The organism is Enterobacter sp. NFIX59 (assembly GCF_900113755.1).
GTDB classification, from domain to species: Bacteria; Pseudomonadota; Gammaproteobacteria; order Enterobacterales; family Enterobacteriaceae; genus Enterobacter; species Enterobacter pseudoroggenkampii.
In genome coordinates this window covers 899,900-919,064 of sequence record NZ_FOQN01000001.1, presented here as the reverse complement: position 1 = coordinate 919,064, position 19,165 = coordinate 899,900, and the positions used below count along the sequence as shown (strand labels likewise).

Annotated in this window: 24 protein-coding genes; 11 read left to right on the top strand and 13 right to left on the bottom strand. The window is 55.3% G+C overall.

Annotated features, from left to right (window positions below; all coding sequences use genetic code 11):
* Window positions 1-78 precede the first annotated feature (78 nt).
* Window positions 79-1,005, bottom strand: a complete 927-nt coding sequence (locus BM007_RS04450) for a Kdo(2)-lipid IV(A) acyltransferase (RefSeq protein WP_090417373.1) — start codon at window positions 1,003-1,005, stop codon at window positions 79-81.
* Between the two features lie 221 nt (window positions 1,006-1,226).
* Here BM007_RS04450 and BM007_RS04445 point away from each other — a divergent pair, with 221 nt between their 5' ends.
* Window positions 1,227-2,276, top strand: coding sequence for an oxygen-dependent tRNA uridine(34) hydroxylase TrhO (locus tag BM007_RS04445; protein WP_024909001.1), 1,050 nt, complete (start codon window positions 1,227-1,229; stop codon window positions 2,274-2,276).
* A gap of 41 nt (window positions 2,277-2,317) precedes the next feature.
* Here BM007_RS04445 and BM007_RS04440 read toward each other — a convergent pair whose 3' ends face one another.
* The 9 genes from BM007_RS04440 to mdtH form a co-directional block, all read right to left on the bottom strand.
* The gene (locus BM007_RS04440) at window positions 2,318-2,896 is read right to left on the bottom strand and encodes a YceI family protein (protein WP_090417370.1); all 579 of its coding nucleotides are present in this window, start codon (window positions 2,894-2,896) and stop codon (window positions 2,318-2,320) included.
* Between the two features lies 1 nt (window position 2,897).
* Window positions 2,898-3,464 carry a cytochrome b gene (locus BM007_RS04435; RefSeq protein WP_090418219.1) on the bottom strand — a complete coding sequence of 189 codons (567 nt, stop codon included), beginning with the start codon at window positions 3,462-3,464 and terminating at the stop codon, window positions 2,898-2,900.
* Between the two features lie 208 nt (window positions 3,465-3,672).
* Window positions 3,673-3,786, bottom strand: coding sequence for a DUF2770 family protein (locus BM007_RS04430; RefSeq protein ID WP_032645429.1), 114 nt, complete (start codon window positions 3,784-3,786; stop codon window positions 3,673-3,675).
* A 59-nt stretch (window positions 3,787-3,845) separates the two neighbouring features.
* On the bottom strand, window positions 3,846-4,964 hold the full coding sequence (gene solA, locus BM007_RS04425; RefSeq protein ID WP_090417368.1) for an N-methyl-L-tryptophan oxidase: 1,119 nt from the start codon (window positions 4,962-4,964) through the stop codon (window positions 3,846-3,848).
* Window positions 4,965-5,080: 116 nt separating this feature from the next.
* Window positions 5,081-5,335, bottom strand: coding sequence for a biofilm formation regulator BssS (bssS, locus tag BM007_RS04420; protein WP_008500827.1), 255 nt, complete (start codon window positions 5,333-5,335; stop codon window positions 5,081-5,083).
* Between the two features lie 274 nt (window positions 5,336-5,609).
* Window positions 5,610-5,855, bottom strand: a complete 246-nt coding sequence (dinI, locus tag BM007_RS04415) for a DNA damage-inducible protein I (RefSeq protein WP_008500826.1) — start codon at window positions 5,853-5,855, stop codon at window positions 5,610-5,612.
* Between the two features lie 74 nt (window positions 5,856-5,929).
* The gene (gene pyrC / locus BM007_RS04410; protein ID WP_032650832.1) at window positions 5,930-6,976 is read right to left on the bottom strand and encodes a dihydroorotase; all 1,047 of its coding nucleotides are present in this window, start codon (window positions 6,974-6,976) and stop codon (window positions 5,930-5,932) included.
* A 126-nt stretch (window positions 6,977-7,102) separates the two neighbouring features.
* Window positions 7,103-7,663 carry a lipoprotein gene (locus tag BM007_RS04400; protein ID WP_023311126.1) on the bottom strand — a complete coding sequence of 187 codons (561 nt, stop codon included), beginning with the start codon at window positions 7,661-7,663 and terminating at the stop codon, window positions 7,103-7,105.
* A 123-nt stretch (window positions 7,664-7,786) separates the two neighbouring features.
* The gene (gene mdtH, locus BM007_RS04395) at window positions 7,787-8,995 is read right to left on the bottom strand and encodes a multidrug efflux MFS transporter MdtH (protein ID WP_090417366.1); all 1,209 of its coding nucleotides are present in this window, start codon (window positions 8,993-8,995) and stop codon (window positions 7,787-7,789) included.
* Between the two features lie 236 nt (window positions 8,996-9,231).
* Between mdtH and rimJ the strand changes: the two genes are divergently transcribed.
* The 4 genes from rimJ (at window position 9,232) to murJ (ending at window position 13,067) form a co-directional block, all read left to right on the top strand.
* Entirely contained in the window at window positions 9,232-9,816 is a 585-nt protein-coding gene (rimJ, locus tag BM007_RS04390) for a ribosomal protein S5-alanine N-acetyltransferase (RefSeq protein WP_008500822.1), read from the top strand.
* A gap of 9 nt (window positions 9,817-9,825) precedes the next feature.
* Window positions 9,826-10,476, top strand: a complete 651-nt coding sequence (locus tag BM007_RS04385) for a YceH family protein (protein ID WP_090417364.1) — start codon at window positions 9,826-9,828, stop codon at window positions 10,474-10,476.
* 2 nt (window positions 10,477-10,478) lie between these two features.
* Window positions 10,479-11,402, top strand: coding sequence for a Gfo/Idh/MocA family protein (locus BM007_RS04380; RefSeq protein WP_090417362.1), 924 nt, complete (start codon window positions 10,479-10,481; stop codon window positions 11,400-11,402).
* Between the two features lie 129 nt (window positions 11,403-11,531).
* Window positions 11,532-13,067, top strand: a complete 1,536-nt coding sequence (gene murJ, locus BM007_RS04375; protein ID WP_024909009.1) for a murein biosynthesis integral membrane protein MurJ — start codon at window positions 11,532-11,534, stop codon at window positions 13,065-13,067.
* Window positions 13,068-13,126: 59 nt separating this feature from the next.
* Here murJ and flgN read toward each other — a convergent pair whose 3' ends face one another.
* From flgN to flgA, 3 genes are all read right to left on the bottom strand, one after another.
* The gene (gene flgN / locus BM007_RS04370) at window positions 13,127-13,552 is read right to left on the bottom strand and encodes a flagella biosynthesis chaperone FlgN (protein WP_008500818.1); all 426 of its coding nucleotides are present in this window, start codon (window positions 13,550-13,552) and stop codon (window positions 13,127-13,129) included.
* A 4-nt stretch (window positions 13,553-13,556) separates the two neighbouring features.
* Window positions 13,557-13,850: a flagellar biosynthesis anti-sigma factor FlgM gene (gene flgM, locus BM007_RS04365; protein ID WP_032650838.1), complete on the bottom strand. Its 294-nt coding sequence runs from the start codon at window positions 13,848-13,850 to the stop codon at window positions 13,557-13,559.
* A 93-nt stretch (window positions 13,851-13,943) separates the two neighbouring features.
* Window positions 13,944-14,603 carry a flagellar basal body P-ring formation chaperone FlgA gene (flgA, locus tag BM007_RS04360; RefSeq protein WP_024909011.1) on the bottom strand — a complete coding sequence of 220 codons (660 nt, stop codon included), beginning with the start codon at window positions 14,601-14,603 and terminating at the stop codon, window positions 13,944-13,946.
* 157 nt (window positions 14,604-14,760) lie between these two features.
* Between flgA and flgB the strand changes: the two genes are divergently transcribed.
* From flgB to flgG, 6 genes are read left to right on the top strand one after another with little or no spacing between them, the layout of a single operon-like run.
* Window positions 14,761-15,177, top strand: a complete 417-nt coding sequence (gene flgB, locus BM007_RS04355; protein ID WP_023311135.1) for a flagellar basal body rod protein FlgB — start codon at window positions 14,761-14,763, stop codon at window positions 15,175-15,177.
* 3 nt (window positions 15,178-15,180) lie between these two features.
* Window positions 15,181-15,585 carry a flagellar basal body rod protein FlgC gene (gene flgC / locus BM007_RS04350; protein WP_008500814.1) on the top strand — a complete coding sequence of 135 codons (405 nt, stop codon included), beginning with the start codon at window positions 15,181-15,183 and terminating at the stop codon, window positions 15,583-15,585.
* Between the two features lie 11 nt (window positions 15,586-15,596).
* Window positions 15,597-16,307: a flagellar hook assembly protein FlgD gene (gene flgD / locus BM007_RS04345; protein WP_048990267.1), complete on the top strand. Its 711-nt coding sequence runs from the start codon at window positions 15,597-15,599 to the stop codon at window positions 16,305-16,307.
* A gap of 26 nt (window positions 16,308-16,333) precedes the next feature.
* Entirely contained in the window at window positions 16,334-17,584 is a 1,251-nt protein-coding gene (gene flgE / locus BM007_RS04340; RefSeq protein ID WP_024909013.1) for a flagellar hook protein FlgE, read from the top strand.
* A 20-nt stretch (window positions 17,585-17,604) separates the two neighbouring features.
* Window positions 17,605-18,360 carry a flagellar basal body rod protein FlgF gene (locus BM007_RS04335; RefSeq protein WP_008500811.1) on the top strand — a complete coding sequence of 252 codons (756 nt, stop codon included), beginning with the start codon at window positions 17,605-17,607 and terminating at the stop codon, window positions 18,358-18,360.
* 11 nt (window positions 18,361-18,371) lie between these two features.
* The gene (gene flgG / locus BM007_RS04330; protein WP_008500810.1) at window positions 18,372-19,154 is read left to right on the top strand and encodes a flagellar basal-body rod protein FlgG; all 783 of its coding nucleotides are present in this window, start codon (window positions 18,372-18,374) and stop codon (window positions 19,152-19,154) included.
* Window positions 19,155-19,165: the final 11 nt, after the last annotated feature.

Below are 19,165 nucleotides of genomic sequence, written 5' to 3'. Positions count from 1 at the left end.
CTGGGTTATGATTGCCGCAATGAGGGGGAGCTTTTAAAGCTAAAACAGCATGCGGCCCTGAGGGCCGCACGTTGAAAATCAATAGCGGGACGGCGTGCCTTTTGGCCGCGTTTTAAAGCGACGGTGCAGCCACATATACTGCTCCGGGGCGAGCATGATGCACTTCTCCACAACGCTGTTCATCCAGCGCGCGGTGGTTTCTGCATCGTCAAGCGGCGGCGCGAGTTCCGGCTCCAGCATCATCAGCTCGTAGCCTGAACCATCCGGTTTACGGCGAGGAACAAAAGGCACGATGGCAGCTTTGGACATCCGCGCCAGCATCCAGGTGCCGGTGGTTGTGGCGGCCTCGTCAACGGCGAAGAAGGGGACAAATACGCTGGCCTGCGGACCATAGTCGTGGTCGGGGGCATACCAGACCACTTCACCGGATTTCAGCGCGCGGATCATGCCCTTCAGATCCTTACGGTCGATCATGCTTTTGTTGGAGCGCATGCGGCCGTTGGTCTGGATTAAATCGATGACCGGGTTATCGTTAGGACGATAAACGCCAATGCCGGGTGCCTGCATGCCGAACATGCGTGCCCCGATTTCCAGCGTCAGAAAATGGACGCCGATCAGCAGAACGCCCGTCTGGTTGGCCTGAAGCGTATGCACCGGATCCATGCCGGTTCCCGTCACCTCGCTCCAGCGGGCCATGCGTTTGTCTGGCCAGAACCACGCCATACCGGTTTCCATGAGCCCCATCCCGACGGATTCGAAATTCTTCGAGACCATATCGTGACGATCTGTCTCGCTCATCTGCGGAAAACAGAGCTCAAGATTGCGGTACGCGATTTTGGCGCGACGCTTCATAAACAGCTGCGCGAAACGGCCCAGAAATTTACCCAACCGAAAAATTACAGGGTAGGGAAGCTGTACCAGGAGCCATAAAAAGCCAATGCCAAGCCAGGTCAACCAATAGCGGGGATGCAAAAGGGCGGCAGTAAATTTTGGTAACTGGGTCATGTCTTTCCTGTGTTCAAACGTCCTGTTTTGCTAGTGTCTCATTTTTTTAGACGTAGCCAAAATATCTGCTTTCGAAGCGTGCACGAATACAGCAATTGTTAAGCCTGATTAATCAGGGTGTGTGAAATGTAGCGTAAATTGTGTGGATGTAAATTAGTTTTATTTGCTATATGATGCCGACCGATTTTTCATTCTCTCTAACGATTCCAGGACTGTACACCATGCCAGTGTTACACAACCGCGTGTCGAATGAGATGTTAAAAGCGCGTATGTTGGCTGAAACCGAACCGCGCACCACCATCTCTTTCTACAAATACTTCACGATCAACGATCCGCAGGCAACCCGCGATGCGCTTTATCAGGCGTTCACGGCCCTGAACGTCTTCGGACGCGTCTACCTTGCCCGTGAAGGCATCAACGCGCAGATTAGCGTACCGGAAAGCAAAGTCAGCGCTTTCCGCGACGTTCTTTATCACTTCGATCCGGCCCTCGACGGCTTACGCCTGAACATTGCCCTGGATGATGACGGGAAATCCTTCTGGGTGCTGCGCATGAAGGTGCGTGAACGCATCGTGGCGGACGGTATCGACGATCCTGAGTTTAACCCGGCGGATGTCGGCGAATATCTGAAGGCTGCAGAAGTGAATGCGATGCTGGACGATCCGGATGCCGTGTTCATTGATATGCGTAACCACTATGAGTACGAAGTGGGGCATTTCGAGAACGCGATGGAAATCCCGGCCGACACCTTCCGCGAGCAGCTGCCCAAAGCGGTTGAGATGATGCAGGAACATAAAGATAAAAAGATCGTTATGTACTGCACCGGCGGTATCCGCTGTGAGAAAGCCAGCGCGTGGATGAAGCACAACGGTTTTAATAAGGTCTGGCATATTGAAGGCGGCATTATCGAGTATGCCCGCCGCGCCCGTGAACAGGGTTTACCGGTACGCTTTATCGGGAAAAACTTTGTCTTTGACGAGCGTATGGGGGAGCGTATCTCGGAAGACGTTATTGCCCAGTGCCACCAGTGCGGCGCGCCGTGCGATACCCATACCAACTGCAAAAACGACGGGTGTCATCTGCTGTTTATTCAGTGCCCGGCCTGTGCCGAGAAGTTTAACGGCTGCTGTAGCGAGCTGTGCAGCGAAGAGAGCATCCTGCCGGAAGAAGAGCAGCGTCGTCGTCGTGCAGGACGTGAAAACGGCAACAAGATTTTCAATAAATCCCGCGGCCGTCTGAATACCAAACTGGGTATCCCTGACCCGGAATGATAATAACGCCCGGCACGGCAAAAGCCTGCCGGGCGAATCTATTATGATTTCTGCTGTACACCTTCAACGGAAATAATCAGCTCCACGTCCTGAGACGCCGGGCCTAAATCGGTTGTGATATTAAAATCTTTCAGGTGAATTTTACCCGCTGCTTCAAAACCTGCGCGTTTACCGCCCCACGGGTCGTCACCCTGACCCAGTAATTTAGCATCAAGCGTGACCGGTTTTGTTACGCCGTTAAGCGTCAGGTTGCCGGTAATATTCAGCCTATCACCGTCTTTTTTCACTTCCGTGGAGGTGAAAGTAGCCTGTGGGTATTTCCCGACATTGAGGAATTCCCCGCTGCGCAGATGTTTATCTCGTTCAGCATGATTGGTATCAACGCTGTTAGTATTAATGGTCACGTTGACCTTGTCGGCGGCAGGATTTTTCTCGTCAAAGGTGAATGTGCCGTCAAAATCCTTAAAGGTACCGTACAGCCAGCTGTATCCCAGATGCTGAATACGGAAATTGACGAAAGCGTGCTGGCCCTCTTTATCAATTTTATAATCAGCCGCCACGGCGGAACCGGCGGTGAATAACAGAGAACCCAGGGCGATACCCAGCAGGTGTTTTTTCATTTTATGCTCCAGAGTCAACTGACGAGCGGCCAAGCATGCGCTTTAGCGTATCGTCTTTATCAATAAAATGGTGTTTGAGGGCGGCGAGCCCGTGCAGTACGGACAGGATCACGACGCTCCACGCAAGCCAGAGGTGTACGACCCCTGCGGTATCAGCCTGAGCGCCCGCATCGCTGAGCGTTGCCGGGACGTCAAAAAGGCCAAAGACGCTAATCGGCTTACCGTCCGCCGTCGAGATAAGGTATCCGCTAATCAGAATGGCGAAGAGCAGCGCATAGAGCGCAATATGCGCGGCGACTGCACCGACGCGGGTAAATTTGCTGTGGGTCTTCGGCGCGGCAGGCGGTGGGGAAATATGTCGCCAGATCACGCGGAAAACCAGGCCCAGCATCAGCAGGACACCAATGCTTTTATGTAACTCCGGTGCCTGGTGATACCAGCCATCGTAATAGCTGAGCGTGACCATCCAGAGCCCAAGTCCAAACATACCGTAGACGGCAAGAGCAAATATCCAGTGCAAACTTATGGATATTATTCCGTAGCGCCGGGAGGAGTTACGCAATTGCATCAGAATGTCCATTTTCAAATTAACCGGAAAGTAAAAATGAACGGGAAGGCGGGATATTGCAACTGAAATAATTGTCTATTGATTTTTATTTTATTTATTTCAGCACTTTTGAACAGGATTGATAAAGGTAATTCAATGTCTTCGTGCAAGATGAAATTGAGAGTTTCAATAAAGCTAAATAAATGTCAATTATTGTCAGTCGGGCTTTTCAATAAAATACAATGTAAACAAAATCAATAATGGCGAGTAGCGCCCACAATAAGAGATAGAGCATGAAGTGCTCGCGAATATTATTCATCAGAAAGCTAACGATCCTGCGCATAACGCCCCGTAATGCAGTGTGAGTGAAACGGGCCCCGGGACGTCCGGAGCCCGTGTGGATTATCCGTTAAAACGCGAGAGTGAGAAGGGCGTCAGATCAAACTGCGGCGTGATACCCTGAGCAAACTGCGCGGCGATTTCACCCAGCACGGAAGCGAATTTAAAGCCGTGGCCGCTCAGCCCGGTGATGAGCAGGGTGTTGTCATGCCCGGGCAGCGTATCAATGATGAAGTCTTCATCCGGCGTGTTGTCGTAGGTACAGGCTGCGCCATACAGCAAGCCACCGACGCCCGGAAGAATATTCCGCAGGAATGAGAAGGCTTCCGAACCATCCTGAGGAAAGGCGCCGAAAGGCTTACGCTCTTCAGGGGAGGTGATCGCCTGGCCCCCGTTGTGTTTACCAATTTTCAGCGCGTCTTTCTCGGAAGGGAAACCGTAGAACTGATCGCCATTCGGTAATTCCCCGGTGAAGGCCGGGAATTTATTCTGCACGCTGTAGCGACCATCCGACTGGAACCAGGAGAAGACCTTGCGCACCGGCTGGATCGGCAGGTCCGGCAGCAGGCGAGTGACCCAGGTTCCTGCGCTGACGAGCAGGCGAACCGCGGAATATTCACCGTCAAGGGTCGTTACCGTGACGCCATTCTCGTCATGGGTGATGGCCTCCACCGGACAGTTAAACAGCTGTGCACAGCCAGCTTTCGCGGCAAGGTCGACCCAGGTTTTGATCGCTGTTTCACAATGCAGTACGCCGGAGTGGGCTTCAAAGAGGCCAATATAATCGTCCGGGACGCTAATTTCAGGCCAGCGCGCGGTTATGCCCGTTGCGTCAAGCTTCTCAACGTCCAGATTAAAGGCTTTCGCGCTGCGCTCGACGCCGGCAAGAAATTCCGAATGAGCCGGGCCAAGGTTGATAACCCCGGTACGCTCGAAAATACGCTCTTCGGTCTGTTTCGCCAGTTCATCCCACAGCGTCTGGGCGCGAAGCACCAGCGGGACATAGCGCTCGCCTTCTCCATATGCATGGCGCATGAGGCGGGTATCGCCATGATGGCTGCCTTCCGCATGGGGAGGGCGGTGGGCATCGATCATCAGGACCTTCAGACCTGCCTGTGTTGCGTAATAACCGGCAGCGGAACCCACGGAGCCGCTACCAATAATGATTAAGTCGTATCTCATATGCATCTCATAAACTGACGTTTTGTTAGCAGAGTAATTAACAACGCGGAGTTAGACAAGGGAGAAATAAATAAGGCACCGCGAGGGTGCCTGTAGAGAGAAAAGTGGGCATAAGCTTAGTGCCGTTTATACTCATTTTCCTGATAGTCGCCAGATTCTATTTTTGCAATACCTGCCTCTAAAATAGAAATAAACTGACGGGCGACGTCTGTTGTTAGCCACAGCGTCTGTCCAACTTCCGCTTCTTCACGGTTGAGTTGATTCGGGGTCTGGTAGTGCAAACGCAGCATCAGCGCATCGTAGCTATCTACGGTACTGATATCCCAGCCAACAAGTGGATGGGTCTGGATCACTTCACTATTCTTTTCCATTATAACCCCCTTAATGCGTGTTAGAAGACAACGGCTTTGAGGTTCAATGCATGTTTTTCTGAAAGCATCTTCAGTATACCAAGTAATAAGGGTTCCGAAGGGAAAAATAAACAGGTGGCAACACATTTTTCTGCTTTTTAGGATTGTTCGAACAATAAAACACCATCTTGTTCACGATTCTTAAAGAAGATGCCGAATTAATTTGAACTTACCGTATTTTTAGACAAAAAAAAGCCGGGGCGACCCGGCAAAAAAACACAATGAGGGAGCAGTATTAATCTGTGATAAACCAGTCGTCTGCGCTTTCCCACGTTTCCTGCAGGATTTCGCTGATGCGATCTTTATCTTCTTTCGCCGCACCAATGACGGAGAGGTTGTTCGCCGCGGCGTAACGCACCGTTACGGCACCCGCGTTGTCGGGAAAGGTGTTGTTAATACGGCGGGATAATTCGCCTGCCAGTGCATCAAGCGCGCCGGCAGGCAGAACAGTTGTTTTGGCTATGGTGACTTCAATACGCATAAATGCCCCCTGTGTAATATACTGTTTATTTATACAGGTATATTATCGGTTTGACAACAAGGGGCATTGATTTTTTAACGTTTTACCGTCCAGTTAACGGTTTCGCCCGCCAGGAAGGGGATCAGCGTATCATCCGTGAGTGCAATGGACTCCTCAACGTGGCTCGCTTTACGCTCCAGTTCGATGAAGCTGTCGTTGACCGGCAGGCCGTAGAAGCGCGGGCCGTTAAGGGAGCAGAACGCTTCGAAATGTTCCAGCGCGTTCATCTCTTCAAATACGGTCGCGTAGCTGGCAAGCGCCGTTGGGGCGTTGAAGCAGCCTGCGCAGCCGCAGCTTGCCTCTTTACGGTGGCGGGCGTGAGGCGCGGAGTCGGTGCCGAGGAACGCGCGGGAGAACCCGCTGGCAACCAGCTCGCGCAGCGCCTGCTGGTGGATGTTGCGCTTGAGAATCGGCAGGCAGTACAGGTGAGGGCGCACCCCGCCCACCAGCATGTGGTTACGGTTAAACATCAGGTGCTGCGGCGTAATGGTGGCGGCGATAAGATCGTTGCCGTCGCGCACGTACTCTGCCGCGTCTTTGGTGGTGATATGCTCAAAGACCACTTTAAGCGCGGGCAGGCGCTGGCGCAGAGGCTCCATCACGGTCTCGATAAACCGGGCTTCACGGTCAAAGATGTCAATTTCGGCATGCGTGACTTCACCATGGACCAGCAGCGGCATGCCCAGTTTCTGCATGCGCTCCAGAACCGGCATGATGGCATCAATGCTGGTGACGCCGTGGCTGGAGTTGGTGGTGGCATTCGCCGGATAGAGTTTCGCCGCCGTAAATACGCCTTCGTTAAACCCACGCTCCACTTCGTTAGGGTCCAGCGAGTCGGTCAGATAGCAGGTCATCAACGGGGTAAAATCGTGTCCCGCAGGCACGGCATCCAGGATGCGCTGACGATAGGCTATCGCGGCATCGACGGTGGTGACTGGTGGAACCAGGTTAGGCATGACAATCGCGCGGCCATAAATTTCGCTGGTATAAGGCACGACGGTTTTCAGCATATCGCCATCACGCAGATGGATATGCCAGTCGTCAGGGCGGCGGATTTTAAGAACCTGGGGTTGTGCAGTCATGGAAGCTCCGGCTTGTCAGGAATCAGTCATAAGGATGGCTGTTTTTGCCGGACACAAATCATAAGCGGAAACGTTTTCGTTTGCACACTTTTCCGTAAAAAAAAGGGCGCCGCAGCGCCCTTCAGGTTAATCGGTGAAAGGAATGATGATTTCACCCGGCTTAACCTCTATTCCTTTTGCGTATTTTTTCGCCAGGGCTTCGCCCTTGCTTTTATCTTCGCTTAAGACGTACGCGGGCTGCTGGTTGAAATAATTACGCAGCGACTGGTTGAGATAGGGCATCAGGGTTTGCAGAACCGGCGCCATCTTGTCCGGCGACACCTGCGCATCGACGACTTCCATCTCCTGGAGGAAAATCGCCCCTTTCTCTTTGTTAAAAACGGGGAGTGCCTTCAGCTTGAGCTTGATGTTGGCTTTCTGATTGCCAAAGAGGGAGGACATATCAAGATCCGCGTCACCGGCCAGGGTGACTTTGTTTGGCTCTTCACGTCCGATCTGGCTGGTCAGATTCGTGAGCACGATATGCGCGTCCGCCAGCCCCGGCACGCCAATGTCTTTAGAAAAATTGTTATGTTTTTCCAGCGCCTGATTAATTTCCTGTTCACTGACGGTATATTGCGTGAGCTGGTTACAGCCAACCAGCAGACCGCTGACAACTAATGCAGCGGCAAAGACAATTTTCTTCATAGTGTTCCTCAACGAAAAATCGGCGCTTCTGTCCTGTTACGCCAGTATGTCAGCGTGAATGGGCAGAAACCAGCAGAAAAAACTGAGAAGTGGGGCGGGAGGGACTCCCGCCCGAGGGAAAGGCTACGCGCCAGGCTCGAGCATGCCGCTCGCGCTGCGTTTCTGGCTGAACTGCCACCACAGGGCAAGGAGCGTCATAAAGCCCACCACGCCGAGCATCATCCACGGGAGTTCGGGCTGGTTTAACGCTTTGCCGGCATCAAACAACCAGCCGCCCCCGGCGTAACCTAAGGCGCCGCCAAGCGCCAGCCCCAGCCGGCTGAAACCCATATAGCTGCCGCGCGCACGCGCATCCGCAAGGGAGGCGCTCAGCGTTTCACGCGCAGGCTCGGCGATGATCGACCCTATATAGAAGGTGCAAATCAGGGTAAACAGCTGCTGGAGAGAGTTCACCAGGCCGATCGGCATCATGCTCAGCGTCATCAGGAACAGCCCGGCCATCAGGCGATGCTCCAGACGAAAACGTCGTTCGCTCCAGCGGGCAATCGGATAAAGCAGCGTTAACGACAGGCAGGCTTCGATGGCGTACATCCATTTAACGGCAGCAGGCGTACCAGCAATGTCGTTAACCATGATCGGCAGCATCAGCATGACCTGCACAGCCAGCATGTAGTAGCCCGTCAGGGTCAGCACATAGGTGACAAAACGTTTGTCGCGCATGACGCGGCCAAGCCCTTCCCGGACAGGTGCTTTGACCGTCGACAGTTTCCAGGCGGGCAGGAACAGGCCATTAAACAGCGCGCACAGAATAAAGAGCACCGCCCCAGCCGCGCAGACCAGACGGAAGTCATACTGCAGCAGCCAGCTTCCCAGCAGGGCGCCGACAACCGCCCCGGCGCTGTCCTGCATCATCAGAATCGAGAAGAAACGGCCGCGGTGCTGCGGGCGAATAAGCTTCACCACCAGCGCGGTGCGTGGCGGATCGAACAGCGTGCCCCCGATACCGGAGAGGAAACAGGAGAACCAGAGCAGCCACGGCTCCTGAGCGACCGCCATCGTGGCAAAGCCTGCCGCGCGCAGCAGCATACCGGTCACGATCATCGGTTTAGCGCCAAAGCGGTCGGCAATGGCCCCACCAAAGACGCCCAGACCCTGCTGGACAAACTGGCGTAACCCCAGAGCAATGCCGACCATTAATGCCGCCCAGCCCATTTGATCGACAAAGCGAATCGATATCAGCGGGAAAACGACAAAAAAGCCGAGCACGACCAGCATGTTATCGACGAGCAGGAAGTATTTACCCAGGCTCCTGGCCTGTGAGACGCGGGACATTTTCCCTCCAGGGAAAATAAGATGGTGAGCACGCTAACATTCTGCGGTGTCGCCGCGTTTTTTCCCACCCCTGAACGCGACAATATTTTTTTATCAAAAGGGTGCTTTGATAGAGAGTTCTCATCGAAAAGTGTGAAAAGAGGGCAAAATGGTATGTCACTGTTTTCACAGACGGCGCAGGCGCAGGTATAGTAAAGCTAATGGGTAAGCAGAAGTGACGGGAAGGAGTGGTAACGATGTTTGGCTATCGCAGTAATGTGCCAAAAGTGCGTCTGACAACGGACAGGCTGGTCGTTCGTCTGGTGCATGAGCGTGATGCCTGGCGTCTGGCGGATTATTACGCCGAGAATCGCCAGTTTTTAAAACCCTGGGAACCCGTTCGGGATGAGAGCCATTGTTACCCTTCCGGCTGGCAGGCGCGCCTCAGCATGATTACGGAATTTCACAAGCAGGGCAGCGCGTTTTATTTCGCGCTGCTGGATCCTGAAGAGAAAGAGATTATCGGGATCGCCAATTTTTCAAACGTGGTGCGGGGATCGTTTCACGCCTGCTACCTTGGCTACTCCATCGGCCAGAAATGGCAGGGGCAGGGGCTGATGTACGAGGCGTTAACGGTGGCGATCCGCTATATGCAACGCACGCAGCATATCCATCGCATCATGGCGAACTATATGCCGCATAATCAGCGCAGCGGCAATTTGCTGGCGCGTTTAGGGTTCGAGAAAGAGGGTTACGCCAAAGACTATCTGTTGATAGACGGAGAGTGGCGCGACCACGTTCTGACGGCGTTAACCACCCGGGACTGGACCGCAGGTCGTTAAGGAGAAAAGATGAAGTATCAGCTAAACGGTACAGAAGCGCGCGTGATTGGGTGCTTACTCGAAAAACAGGTCACCACGCCGGAGCAGTATCCGCTCTCTGTCAACGCCGTGACCATGGCCTGCAACCAGAAGACCAACCGCGAGCCGGTGATGAACCTCAGCGAGCATGAGGTTCAGGACGTGCTCGATGCATTGGTAAAACGCCACTATCTGCGCACCGTCAGCGGCTTCGGCAACCGCGTGACCAAATACGAACAGCGCTTTTGTAACTCCGAATTTGGGGACCTGAAGCTGAGCAGTGCGGAAGTGGCGGTCATCACCACGCTGTTGCTGCGCGGGGCGCAGACACCGGGGGAACTGCGCACGCGCGCTTCCCGTATGCATGAGTTCAGCGATATGCAGGAGGTCGAGCAGACCCTGGAAGGGCTGGCTTCTCGCGAAGACGGTCCATACGTGGTGCGTCTGGCGCGCGAGCCGGGCAAACGCGAAAGCCGCTATATGCATCTGTTCAGCGGTGACGTCGATGTCGCTACCATGGAGAGCGACGCGGGAGCCTCAGCAAGCAATGACAGCCTTGCCGCGCGCGTAGAGGCGCTGGAAGACGAGGTCGCCGGGCTGAAACAGCGTCTGGATGCGTTGCTGGCACATTTAGGAGACTGACGGTGAAAAAATTACGCGTAGGCGTGGTGGGGCTGGGCGGCATCGCGCAAAAAGCCTGGCTGCCTGTTTTAGGTGCGGCGACGGACTGGACCCTGCAAGGGGCATGGTCACCCACCCGAGAAAAGGCAGAACGTATCTGCGAAACCTGGCGCATGCCGTATGCTGCCTCCCTGCAGGATCTGGCCCGCGAGTGTGATGCGGTTTTTGTTCATACCTCAACGGCAACCCACTATCAGGTGGTGAGCGAGCTGCTCAATTTGGGGGTTCACGTCTGCGTGGATAAACCGCTGGCTGAAAATGTTCAGGATGCCGAACGGCTGATTGAGCTGGCCGCGCGCAAAAAACTGACGCTGATGGTGGGCTTCAACCGCCGCTTTGCGCCGCTTTATCAACAGCTGAAGGCGCAGTCGGGCACGCTCGCCTCGCTGCGGATGGATAAGCACCGTACCGACAGCATTGGGCCAAACGATTTGCGCTTCACGCTGCTGGATGATTATCTGCACGTTGTGGATACGGCGCTGTGGCTCGCCAGCGGCAATGCACAGCTGCAAAGTGGCACGCTACTTACGAACGAGCAGGGTGAAATGGTCTACGCCGAACATCATTTCGCGATTGACCATCTACAGATCACGACCAGCATGCATCGTCGTGCGGGGAGTCAGCGTGAATCCGTCCAGGCCGTCACAGACGGCGCGTTGTACGACATAACCGACATGCGTGAATGGTGGGAAGAGAAGGGCAGCGGCGTGGTGACGCTACCTGCCCCTGGCTGGCAGAGCACGCTTGAACAGCGCGGTTTTGCCGGTTGTGTCCGTCACTTTATCACCTGCGTGCAAAATCAGACGGTTCCTGAAACGTCCGGCGAGCAGGCCATTATGGCGCAGCGCATTGTGGAAAGGCTCTGGCGCGAGGCCATGAGCGAATAACTCGCTGTAACATCTGCGGATAGTAATTCGTTGAAATCCGGTTAGACTAAGCGCCGCTTGTTGGCTTTGCCGGGTGGCGCTTAGGCTCACCTGGCCTACAAATCCGTATGGTTCTGGAAATTCACGTTAATGAACTTATTAAAATCGCTGGCGGCCGTCAGCTCGATGACCATGTTTTCCCGCGTGCTGGGTTTTGCGCGCGACGCCATTGTGGCAAGGGTATTTGGTGCAGGGATGGCCACGGACGCCTTTTTCGTCGCGTTCAAGTTGCCGAACCTGCTGCGTCGTATTTTTGCTGAAGGGGCGTTTTCCCAGGCATTCGTGCCTATCCTGGCGGAATATAAAAGCAAGCAGGGTGAAGACGCGACGCGCGTCTTTGTTTCTTATGTCTCCGGGCTGCTGACGCTGGCTTTGGCGGTGGTGACGGTACTCGGGATGCTGGCCGCGCCGTGGGTGATTATGGTAACCGCGCCAGGTTTTGCCGATACGGCCGACAAGTTTGCGCTCACCTCGCAGCTGCTGCGCATTACTTTCCCCTATATTCTGCTGATCTCGCTGGCCTCGCTGGTGGGGGCGATCCTGAATACCTGGAACCGCTTCTCTGTTCCGGCGTTTGCGCCAACGTTTCTCAACGTCAGCATGATCGGCTTTGCCCTGTTCGCTGCGCCGCACTTCAACCCGCCGGTGCTGGCGCTGGCCTGGGCGGTCACCGTGGGCGGCGTGCTGCAGCTGGCGTATCAGCTGCCGCATCTGAAAAAAATCGGCATGCTGGTGCTGCCGCGCATCAATCTCAAAGATGCCGGGGCGATGCGCGTCATCAAGCAGATGGGGCCCGCTATTCTCGGCGTCTCCGTCAGCCAGATCTCGCTGATTATCAACACCATCTTTGCCTCGTTCCTCGTTTCCGGCTCGGTTTCCTGGATGTACTACGCCGACCGTCTGATGGAGTTCCCGTCCGGAGTGCTGGGCGTGGCGCTGGGGACCATCCTGCTGCCGTCGCTGTCGAAAAGTTTTGCCAGCGGTAATCATGATGAGTATTGCCGCCTGATGGACTGGGGGTTACGTCTCTGCTTCCTGCTGGCCCTGCCAAGCGCGGTGGCGCTGGGTATTCTGGCCAAACCGCTGACGGTGTCGCTCTTCCAGTACGGGAAATTCACCGCCTTTGATGCCGCCATGACCCAGCGCGCGCTGATTGCCTACTCGGTCGGATTGATGGGGCTGATCGTCGTCAAGGTGCTGGCGCCCGGGTTCTACTCGCGTCAGGACATCAAAACGCCGGTGAAAATTGCCATTGTGACGCTGATTATGACGCAGCTGATGAACCTGGCGTTTATTGGTCCGCTGAAGCATGCGGGCCTGTCATTATCGATTGGTCTGGCGGCCTGTCTGAATGCCGGACTGCTGTACTGGCAGCTGCGCAAGCAGGATATCTTTACGCCGCAGCCGGGCTGGGGAAGTTTCCTGGTGCGTCTGATCGTGGCGGTACTGGTGATGTCTGCCGCGCTGCTCGGCATGATGTACGTGATGCCGGAGTGGTCTCAGGGCACCATGCCCTACCGTCTGATGCGGCTGATGGCCGTGGTGGGCGTCGGGGTGGTGGCGTACTTTGCCACGCTCGCGGTGCTGGGCTTCAAAGTGAAAGAGTTTGCCCGTCGGACGGCATAAACGCCAAAAGGGGAGTTCACCTTATGGTGCTCCCCACTGCATGATTTGTCGCTGATGCGTCAAATCGAAATCTTTTTCACACCCGCAATACGCGCAGTCGCTGTCTGACCATCCGCACCGTACAGTCCGGTTTCTTTATGCGGTTTCAACACCTCAAGTGCCTGCTGATTACGCTCAATCTGACCTTCCAGTAGCCAGCCGTTATGCTGGTTAAGATCGCGCAGGTGCTGGGTTTTTTCGGTAATGGTCTGCCAGCGCTCAATAATATCGTCATTGGCGCTGCGCTTCGGATCCTGCTCAGCGCGGCGTTGTTGCTCCAGATAATCCAGCGTCGCCAGAAGCGAACTCTTATCTTCAGTAATACGCTGCAGCGCGCTGCCGTTGATGTGACCGGAAGAGAGATGCTGTTGTTCAGCGTCCATTACCGTTTTCAGGTCGTTCAGGACAACCGTCATTTGATCCAGTATTTCTGACAGTCGACTCATACGGTTAGTTACTCTGTAAGAAACTCTGTGCTTCCTGAATCAGGGCATCAGCGATCTTGCTGGTATCCATTTTCAGTTCACCGTTACGAATAGCCGTTTTCAGCGCTTCAACACGTTCCATATTGATATCGTTGGTGCCTGGCTGCATCAGTTTCGCCTGCGCATCGCTCAGGGTCACGCTGGTGCTGTTGGACGTTGACGGTTTTTCCAGACGCGTTTTTTGCGCAGGAGTGTCATTCGTTTCGCGAGGTTGTACAGCGCTTACCGGCTTCAGGGCTGATGTACGATCAATGCTCATAGTGTTGTCCTCATCGAGGGTTCGCGGCGTTTGCGCCTGACATCATCATTAGTGGAATATTTATCGGCACGCGCCGCGAAATCTTTAAAAAGATTATAGGTTAATCAGAATATTCCCATCAGAATCGACGGTTCCGCTCACCACCTGGCCTGAGGACATTCTGACGCGGATGTTTTGCGCCACCGCGGCATTATTTAACGCTTTCCCTTCACTGTTGATACTAAAGCCCTCTCCGTTGGCCACCACCATCACCTGTTGGCCCGCTTTTATCCGCCATGCCTGGCGCAGCATTGAGAGCTGTATCGGCTGGCCTGGTGCAACATCACGCAGGCTGACGGCGTCCTGTGCCTGGTTTATTTCCAGCATGGTGCGTGGAGGCAGCTGATCCAGACGACCGCGTTTTAACGTCACGCTGTTCGTCTGCAGCACGCTGCCGCGCGCAATGGGCACGGCGGCGACAACATAATTGCCCGTCGCCTGAACTGCAACCTGTAAATAGCGTTTTTCGTTGGCGCAGCGTGCCAGCACGTTCACATTCCCCCAAAGCTTTGTGAACCCCACCACGCTGAACGAAGGCTGGTCACACGTCGGGTACAGATTCGGTGGCGTGCGCACGGTAACGGTAACGTCATCGCTAAAGCCTGCCAGCTTCTCAGCAAAGAAAGCCGTCAACTGATCCTGTAAGCCTTCAGCCTGCACCAGCGGGCTAAACAGCCAGAAAATTGCCATCAGGCCACGTTTTAACGTTTGCATCGCAAGTTCCACCGTTTCCAGAGTTGAATGAATTCTACCTGCAGTGGTTTTGCATCAACGCAATAAATAGCGACGCATTTTGCGCTTATTCCGTCGATAGGGGAGACCGGGTGAGATTTAAGCTGTGAACTGAAATTTTGCCATCAGCGGAGGAGACATGCTCGATAAACTCGACGCCGCGTTACGTTTTCAGCAGGAAGCGCTCAATTTACGCGCCCAGCGGCAGGAGATTTTAGCCGCCAACATCGCTAACGCCGATACCCCGGGGTTTCAGGCGCGCGATATTGATTTTTCCAGTGAACTCAAAAAGGTGATGGAGCGTGGACGTGCCGAAGGAACGGGTGTTGCACTTGCCATGACATCCTCTCGCCATATTCCTGCTCAGGCGATGACCGCGCCAGCGACCGATTTACTTTACCGCATTCCCGATCAGCCCTCACTCGACGGTAACACCGTGGATATGGACCGGGAGCGTACGCAGTTTGCCGATAACAGCCTGAAATACCAGACGGGCCTGACCGTACTCGGCGGACAAATCAAAGGCATGATGAACGTCCTGCAGGGGGGGAACTGATAGATGGCCTTGTTGAATATTTTTGATATCGCCGGTTCGGCGTTAACCGCGCAGTCCAAACGCCTGAACGTGGCTGCCAGTAACCTGGCAAACGCCGACAGCGTCACCGGACCCGACGGCCAGCCTTATCGTGCCAAACAGGTTGTCTTTCAGGTCGATGCTGCGCCGGGCGCGGCGACGGGCGGCGTGAAGGTGTCTGATGTGGTAGAGAGCCAGGCGCCTGACAGGCTGGTGTATGAGCCGGGTAACCCGCTCGCGGATGCCAGCGGATACGTGAAGATGCCAAACGTGGATGTGGTGGGTGAGATGGTGAACTCCATGTCGGCTTCCCGTAGCTACCAGGCCAACGTCGAAGTGCTTAATACCGTGAAGAGCATGATGCTCAAAACACTCACTCTCGGCCAGTAAAGGAGACATGCATGTCCATCGCCGTAAATGTGAATGATCCTACGAACTCGGGTGTTAACAACACCAAGAGTACGACGGGTTCTAACTCCCTGACGGGGAGTAACGCCGCCGATCTTCAGGGCAGCTTTCTGACGCTGCTGGTGGCGCAGCTTAAGAACCAGGATCCCACCAACCCAATGCAGAACAACGAACTGACCACGCAGCTTGCGCAGATCAGTACCGTGAGCGGCATTGAGAAACTGAACACCACCCTCGGTTCCGTCTCTGGGCAGATTAACAGCGCCCAGTCTCTGCAGGCGGCAAGCCTGATTGGCCACGGGGTGATGATCCCGGGAACCACGATTCTGGCAGGCACCAGCACCACCGACGGCAATACCACCACGACGACCACGCCGTTTGGCGTTGAGCTCCAGCAGCCGGCTGAGAAGGTGACTGCAACGATCATGGATGCCAATAACGTGGTGGTTCGCACCATTGATATCGGTGAGCTGAAGGCGGGCGTTCACACCTTTACGTGGGATGGCAGCCTGACCGACGGCACGAAAGCACCAAACGGTTCCTACAAAGTAGCGATCAGCGCCAGCAACGGGACAACCCAGTTGGTAGCGCAGCCGCTGCAGTTCGCGCTGGTCCAGGGCGTGATTAAAGGAAGCGACGGCAACAAACTGGATTTGGGAACCTCGGGTTCCACCACACTCGACGAAGTTCGGCAGATTATCTAAGCCTTATCACTTATCAGGAGTAAGTCATGGCCTTTTCTCAAGCGGTCAGCGGCCTGAATGCTGCGGCCACCAACCTGGACGTCATTGGCAACAACATCGCCAACTCCGCGACCTATGGTTTTAAATCCGGTTCTGCATCATTTGCAGACATGTTTGCCGGTTCCAAAGTGGGTCTGGGCGTGAAAGTTGCGGGCATCACTCAGGACTTTAGCGACGGCACCACCACCAACACCGGTCGTGGTCTGGACGTTGCCATCAGCCAGAACGGTTTCTTCCGTATGGTCGATTCCAACGGTTCCGTGTTCTACAGCCGTAACGGCCAGTTCAAGCTGGACGAAAACCGTACGCTGGTGAACATGCAGGGCATGCAGCTGACGGGCTACCCGGTAGCGGGTACGCCGCCTACCGTTCAGACCGGTGCGAACCCTCAGGCGATTACTATCCCGAATACCCTGATGGCGGCAAAATCGACCACCACCGCGACGCAGCAGATCAACCTGAACTCAACCGACCCTGTTCAAACTGCCCCTTTCGATGCGACCAACCCGGACACCTATAACAAAAAAGGGACCGTGACCGTATTCGACAGCCAGGGTAACGCCCATAACATGTACGTCTACTACGTGAAGACGGCCAACAATAAATGGGATCTTTACACTCAGGACGGCAGCGTTGCAGGTTCTACAGCAGCGAAAGCGGCGCAGATGAACTTTGATGCGAACGGCAACCTGGCGGGTGTCTATAACTACGACGCTGCGGGTGTACTGAGCGCAACGCCAAACGCCACGCCGGCCATTAACATCACCACGGGTTCTGTCAGCGGTGCGACGGCGGCGACCTTCTCCCTGAGCTTCCTGAACTCCATGCAGCAGAACACCGGTGCGAACAGCGTTGTGGCAACCAATCAGAACGGCTACAAGCCAGGCGATCTGGTGAGCTACCAGATCAACGACGATGGCACCGTGGTGGGAAGCTACTCTAACGAACAGTCTCAGGTTCTGGGTCAGATCGTGCTGGCAAACTTCGCCAACAACGAAGGTCTGAAATCAGAAGGCGACAACGTCTGGTCTGCCTCTCAGTCCTCCGGCGTGGCGCTGCTGGGTACCGCGGGCACCGGTAACTTCGGCAAGCTGACCAACGGCGCGCTGGAAGCCTCCAACGTGGATATGAGTAAAGAACTGGTGAACATGATCGTCGCGCAGCGTAACTATCAGTCGAACGCGCAGACCATCAAAACCCAAGATCAGATCCTCAACACGCTGGTTAACCTGCGTTAAGCGGCTAACAGGAAAGCGCAATGGATCACGCAATATATACCGCGATGGGCGCGGCAAGCCAGACGCTCAATCAGCAGGCCGTTACCGCCAGCAACCTGGCAAACGCCTCAACGCCGGGCTTTCGCGCGCAGCTTAATGCGCTGCGCGCGGTGCCGGTAGAAGGGCTTTCTCTGCCAACCCGTACGCTGGTGACGGCATCGACCCCTGGCGCAGATATGACGCCAGGCCAGATGGACTATACCTCACGCCCGCTGGATGTTGCCCTGCAGCAGGACGGCTGGCTGGCGGTGCAAACGGCCGACGGCAGCGAAGGCTATACCCGTAACGGGAACATCCAGGTGAGCGCGACGGGCCAGCTGACGATTCAGGGGCATCCGGTGATGGGGGAAGCGGGTCCGCTGACCGTGCCGGAAGGCTCTGAGCTGACTATCGCCGCGGACGGCACCATTTCGGCGCTGAACCCGGGCGACCCGGCCAACACCGTTGCGCCCGTCGGACGTCTGAAGCTGGTTAAGGCGGAAGGCAAAGAGGTGCAGCGTGGCGATGACGGCATGTTCCGTCTGACCCAGGCGGCGCAGGCGACGCGGGGTGCCACGTTACAGGCCGATCCGAGCATCCGCGTGATGTCCGGCGTTCTGGAAGGCAGTAACGTCAAGCCGGTTGAAGCCATGACCGACATGATCGCCAGCGCCCGCCGCTTTGAAATGCAGATGAAGATCATCAGCAGCGTGGATGAAAACGCGGGCAAGGCTAACCAACTTCTGGCTATGAGTTAACAGGACTCCTTATGATCAGTTCTTTATGGATCGCGAAAACAGGCCTGGACGCCCAGCAAACCAATATGGACGTGATTGCCAACAACCTGGCAAACGTGAGCACCAATGGTTTCAAGCGTCAGCGCGCCGTTTTCGAAGATTTGCTTTATCAAACCATCCGCCAGCCGGGGGCGCAGTCTTCTGAACAGACGACTCTGCCTTCGGGCCTGCAGATCGGTACCGGTGTTCGCCCGGTGGCCACCGAGCGTCTGCACAGTCAGGGCAACCTGTCTCAGACCAACAACAGTAAAGACGTGGCAATCAAAGGGCAGGGCTTCTTCCAGGTGCAGCTGCCTGACGGCACCTCTGCTTATACCCGCGACGGTTCGTTCCAGGTCGATCAGAACGGCCAGCTGGTGACGGCGGGCGGTTTCCAGGTCCAGCCTGCGATCACCATCCCGGCCAACGCCCTGAGCATCACCATCGGACGTGACGGTGTGGTCAGCGTGACCCAGCAGGGACAGGCCGCGCCGGTTCAGGTTGGGCAGCTCAACCTGACCACCTTCATGAACGATACCGGTCTGGAAAGCATTGGTGAGAACCTCTACACCGAAACGCAATCCTCTGGTACGCCAAATGAGAGCACCCCGGGCCTGAACGGTGCGGGCCTGCTGTACCAGGGCTATGTTGAAACCTCCAACGTGAACGTGGCGGAAGAGCTGGTGAATATGATCCAGGTTCAGCGCGCGTATGAAATTAACAGTAAAGCAGTGTCGACGACCGACCAGATGCTGCAGAAACTGACGCAACTCTAAGGTGTAGCCCG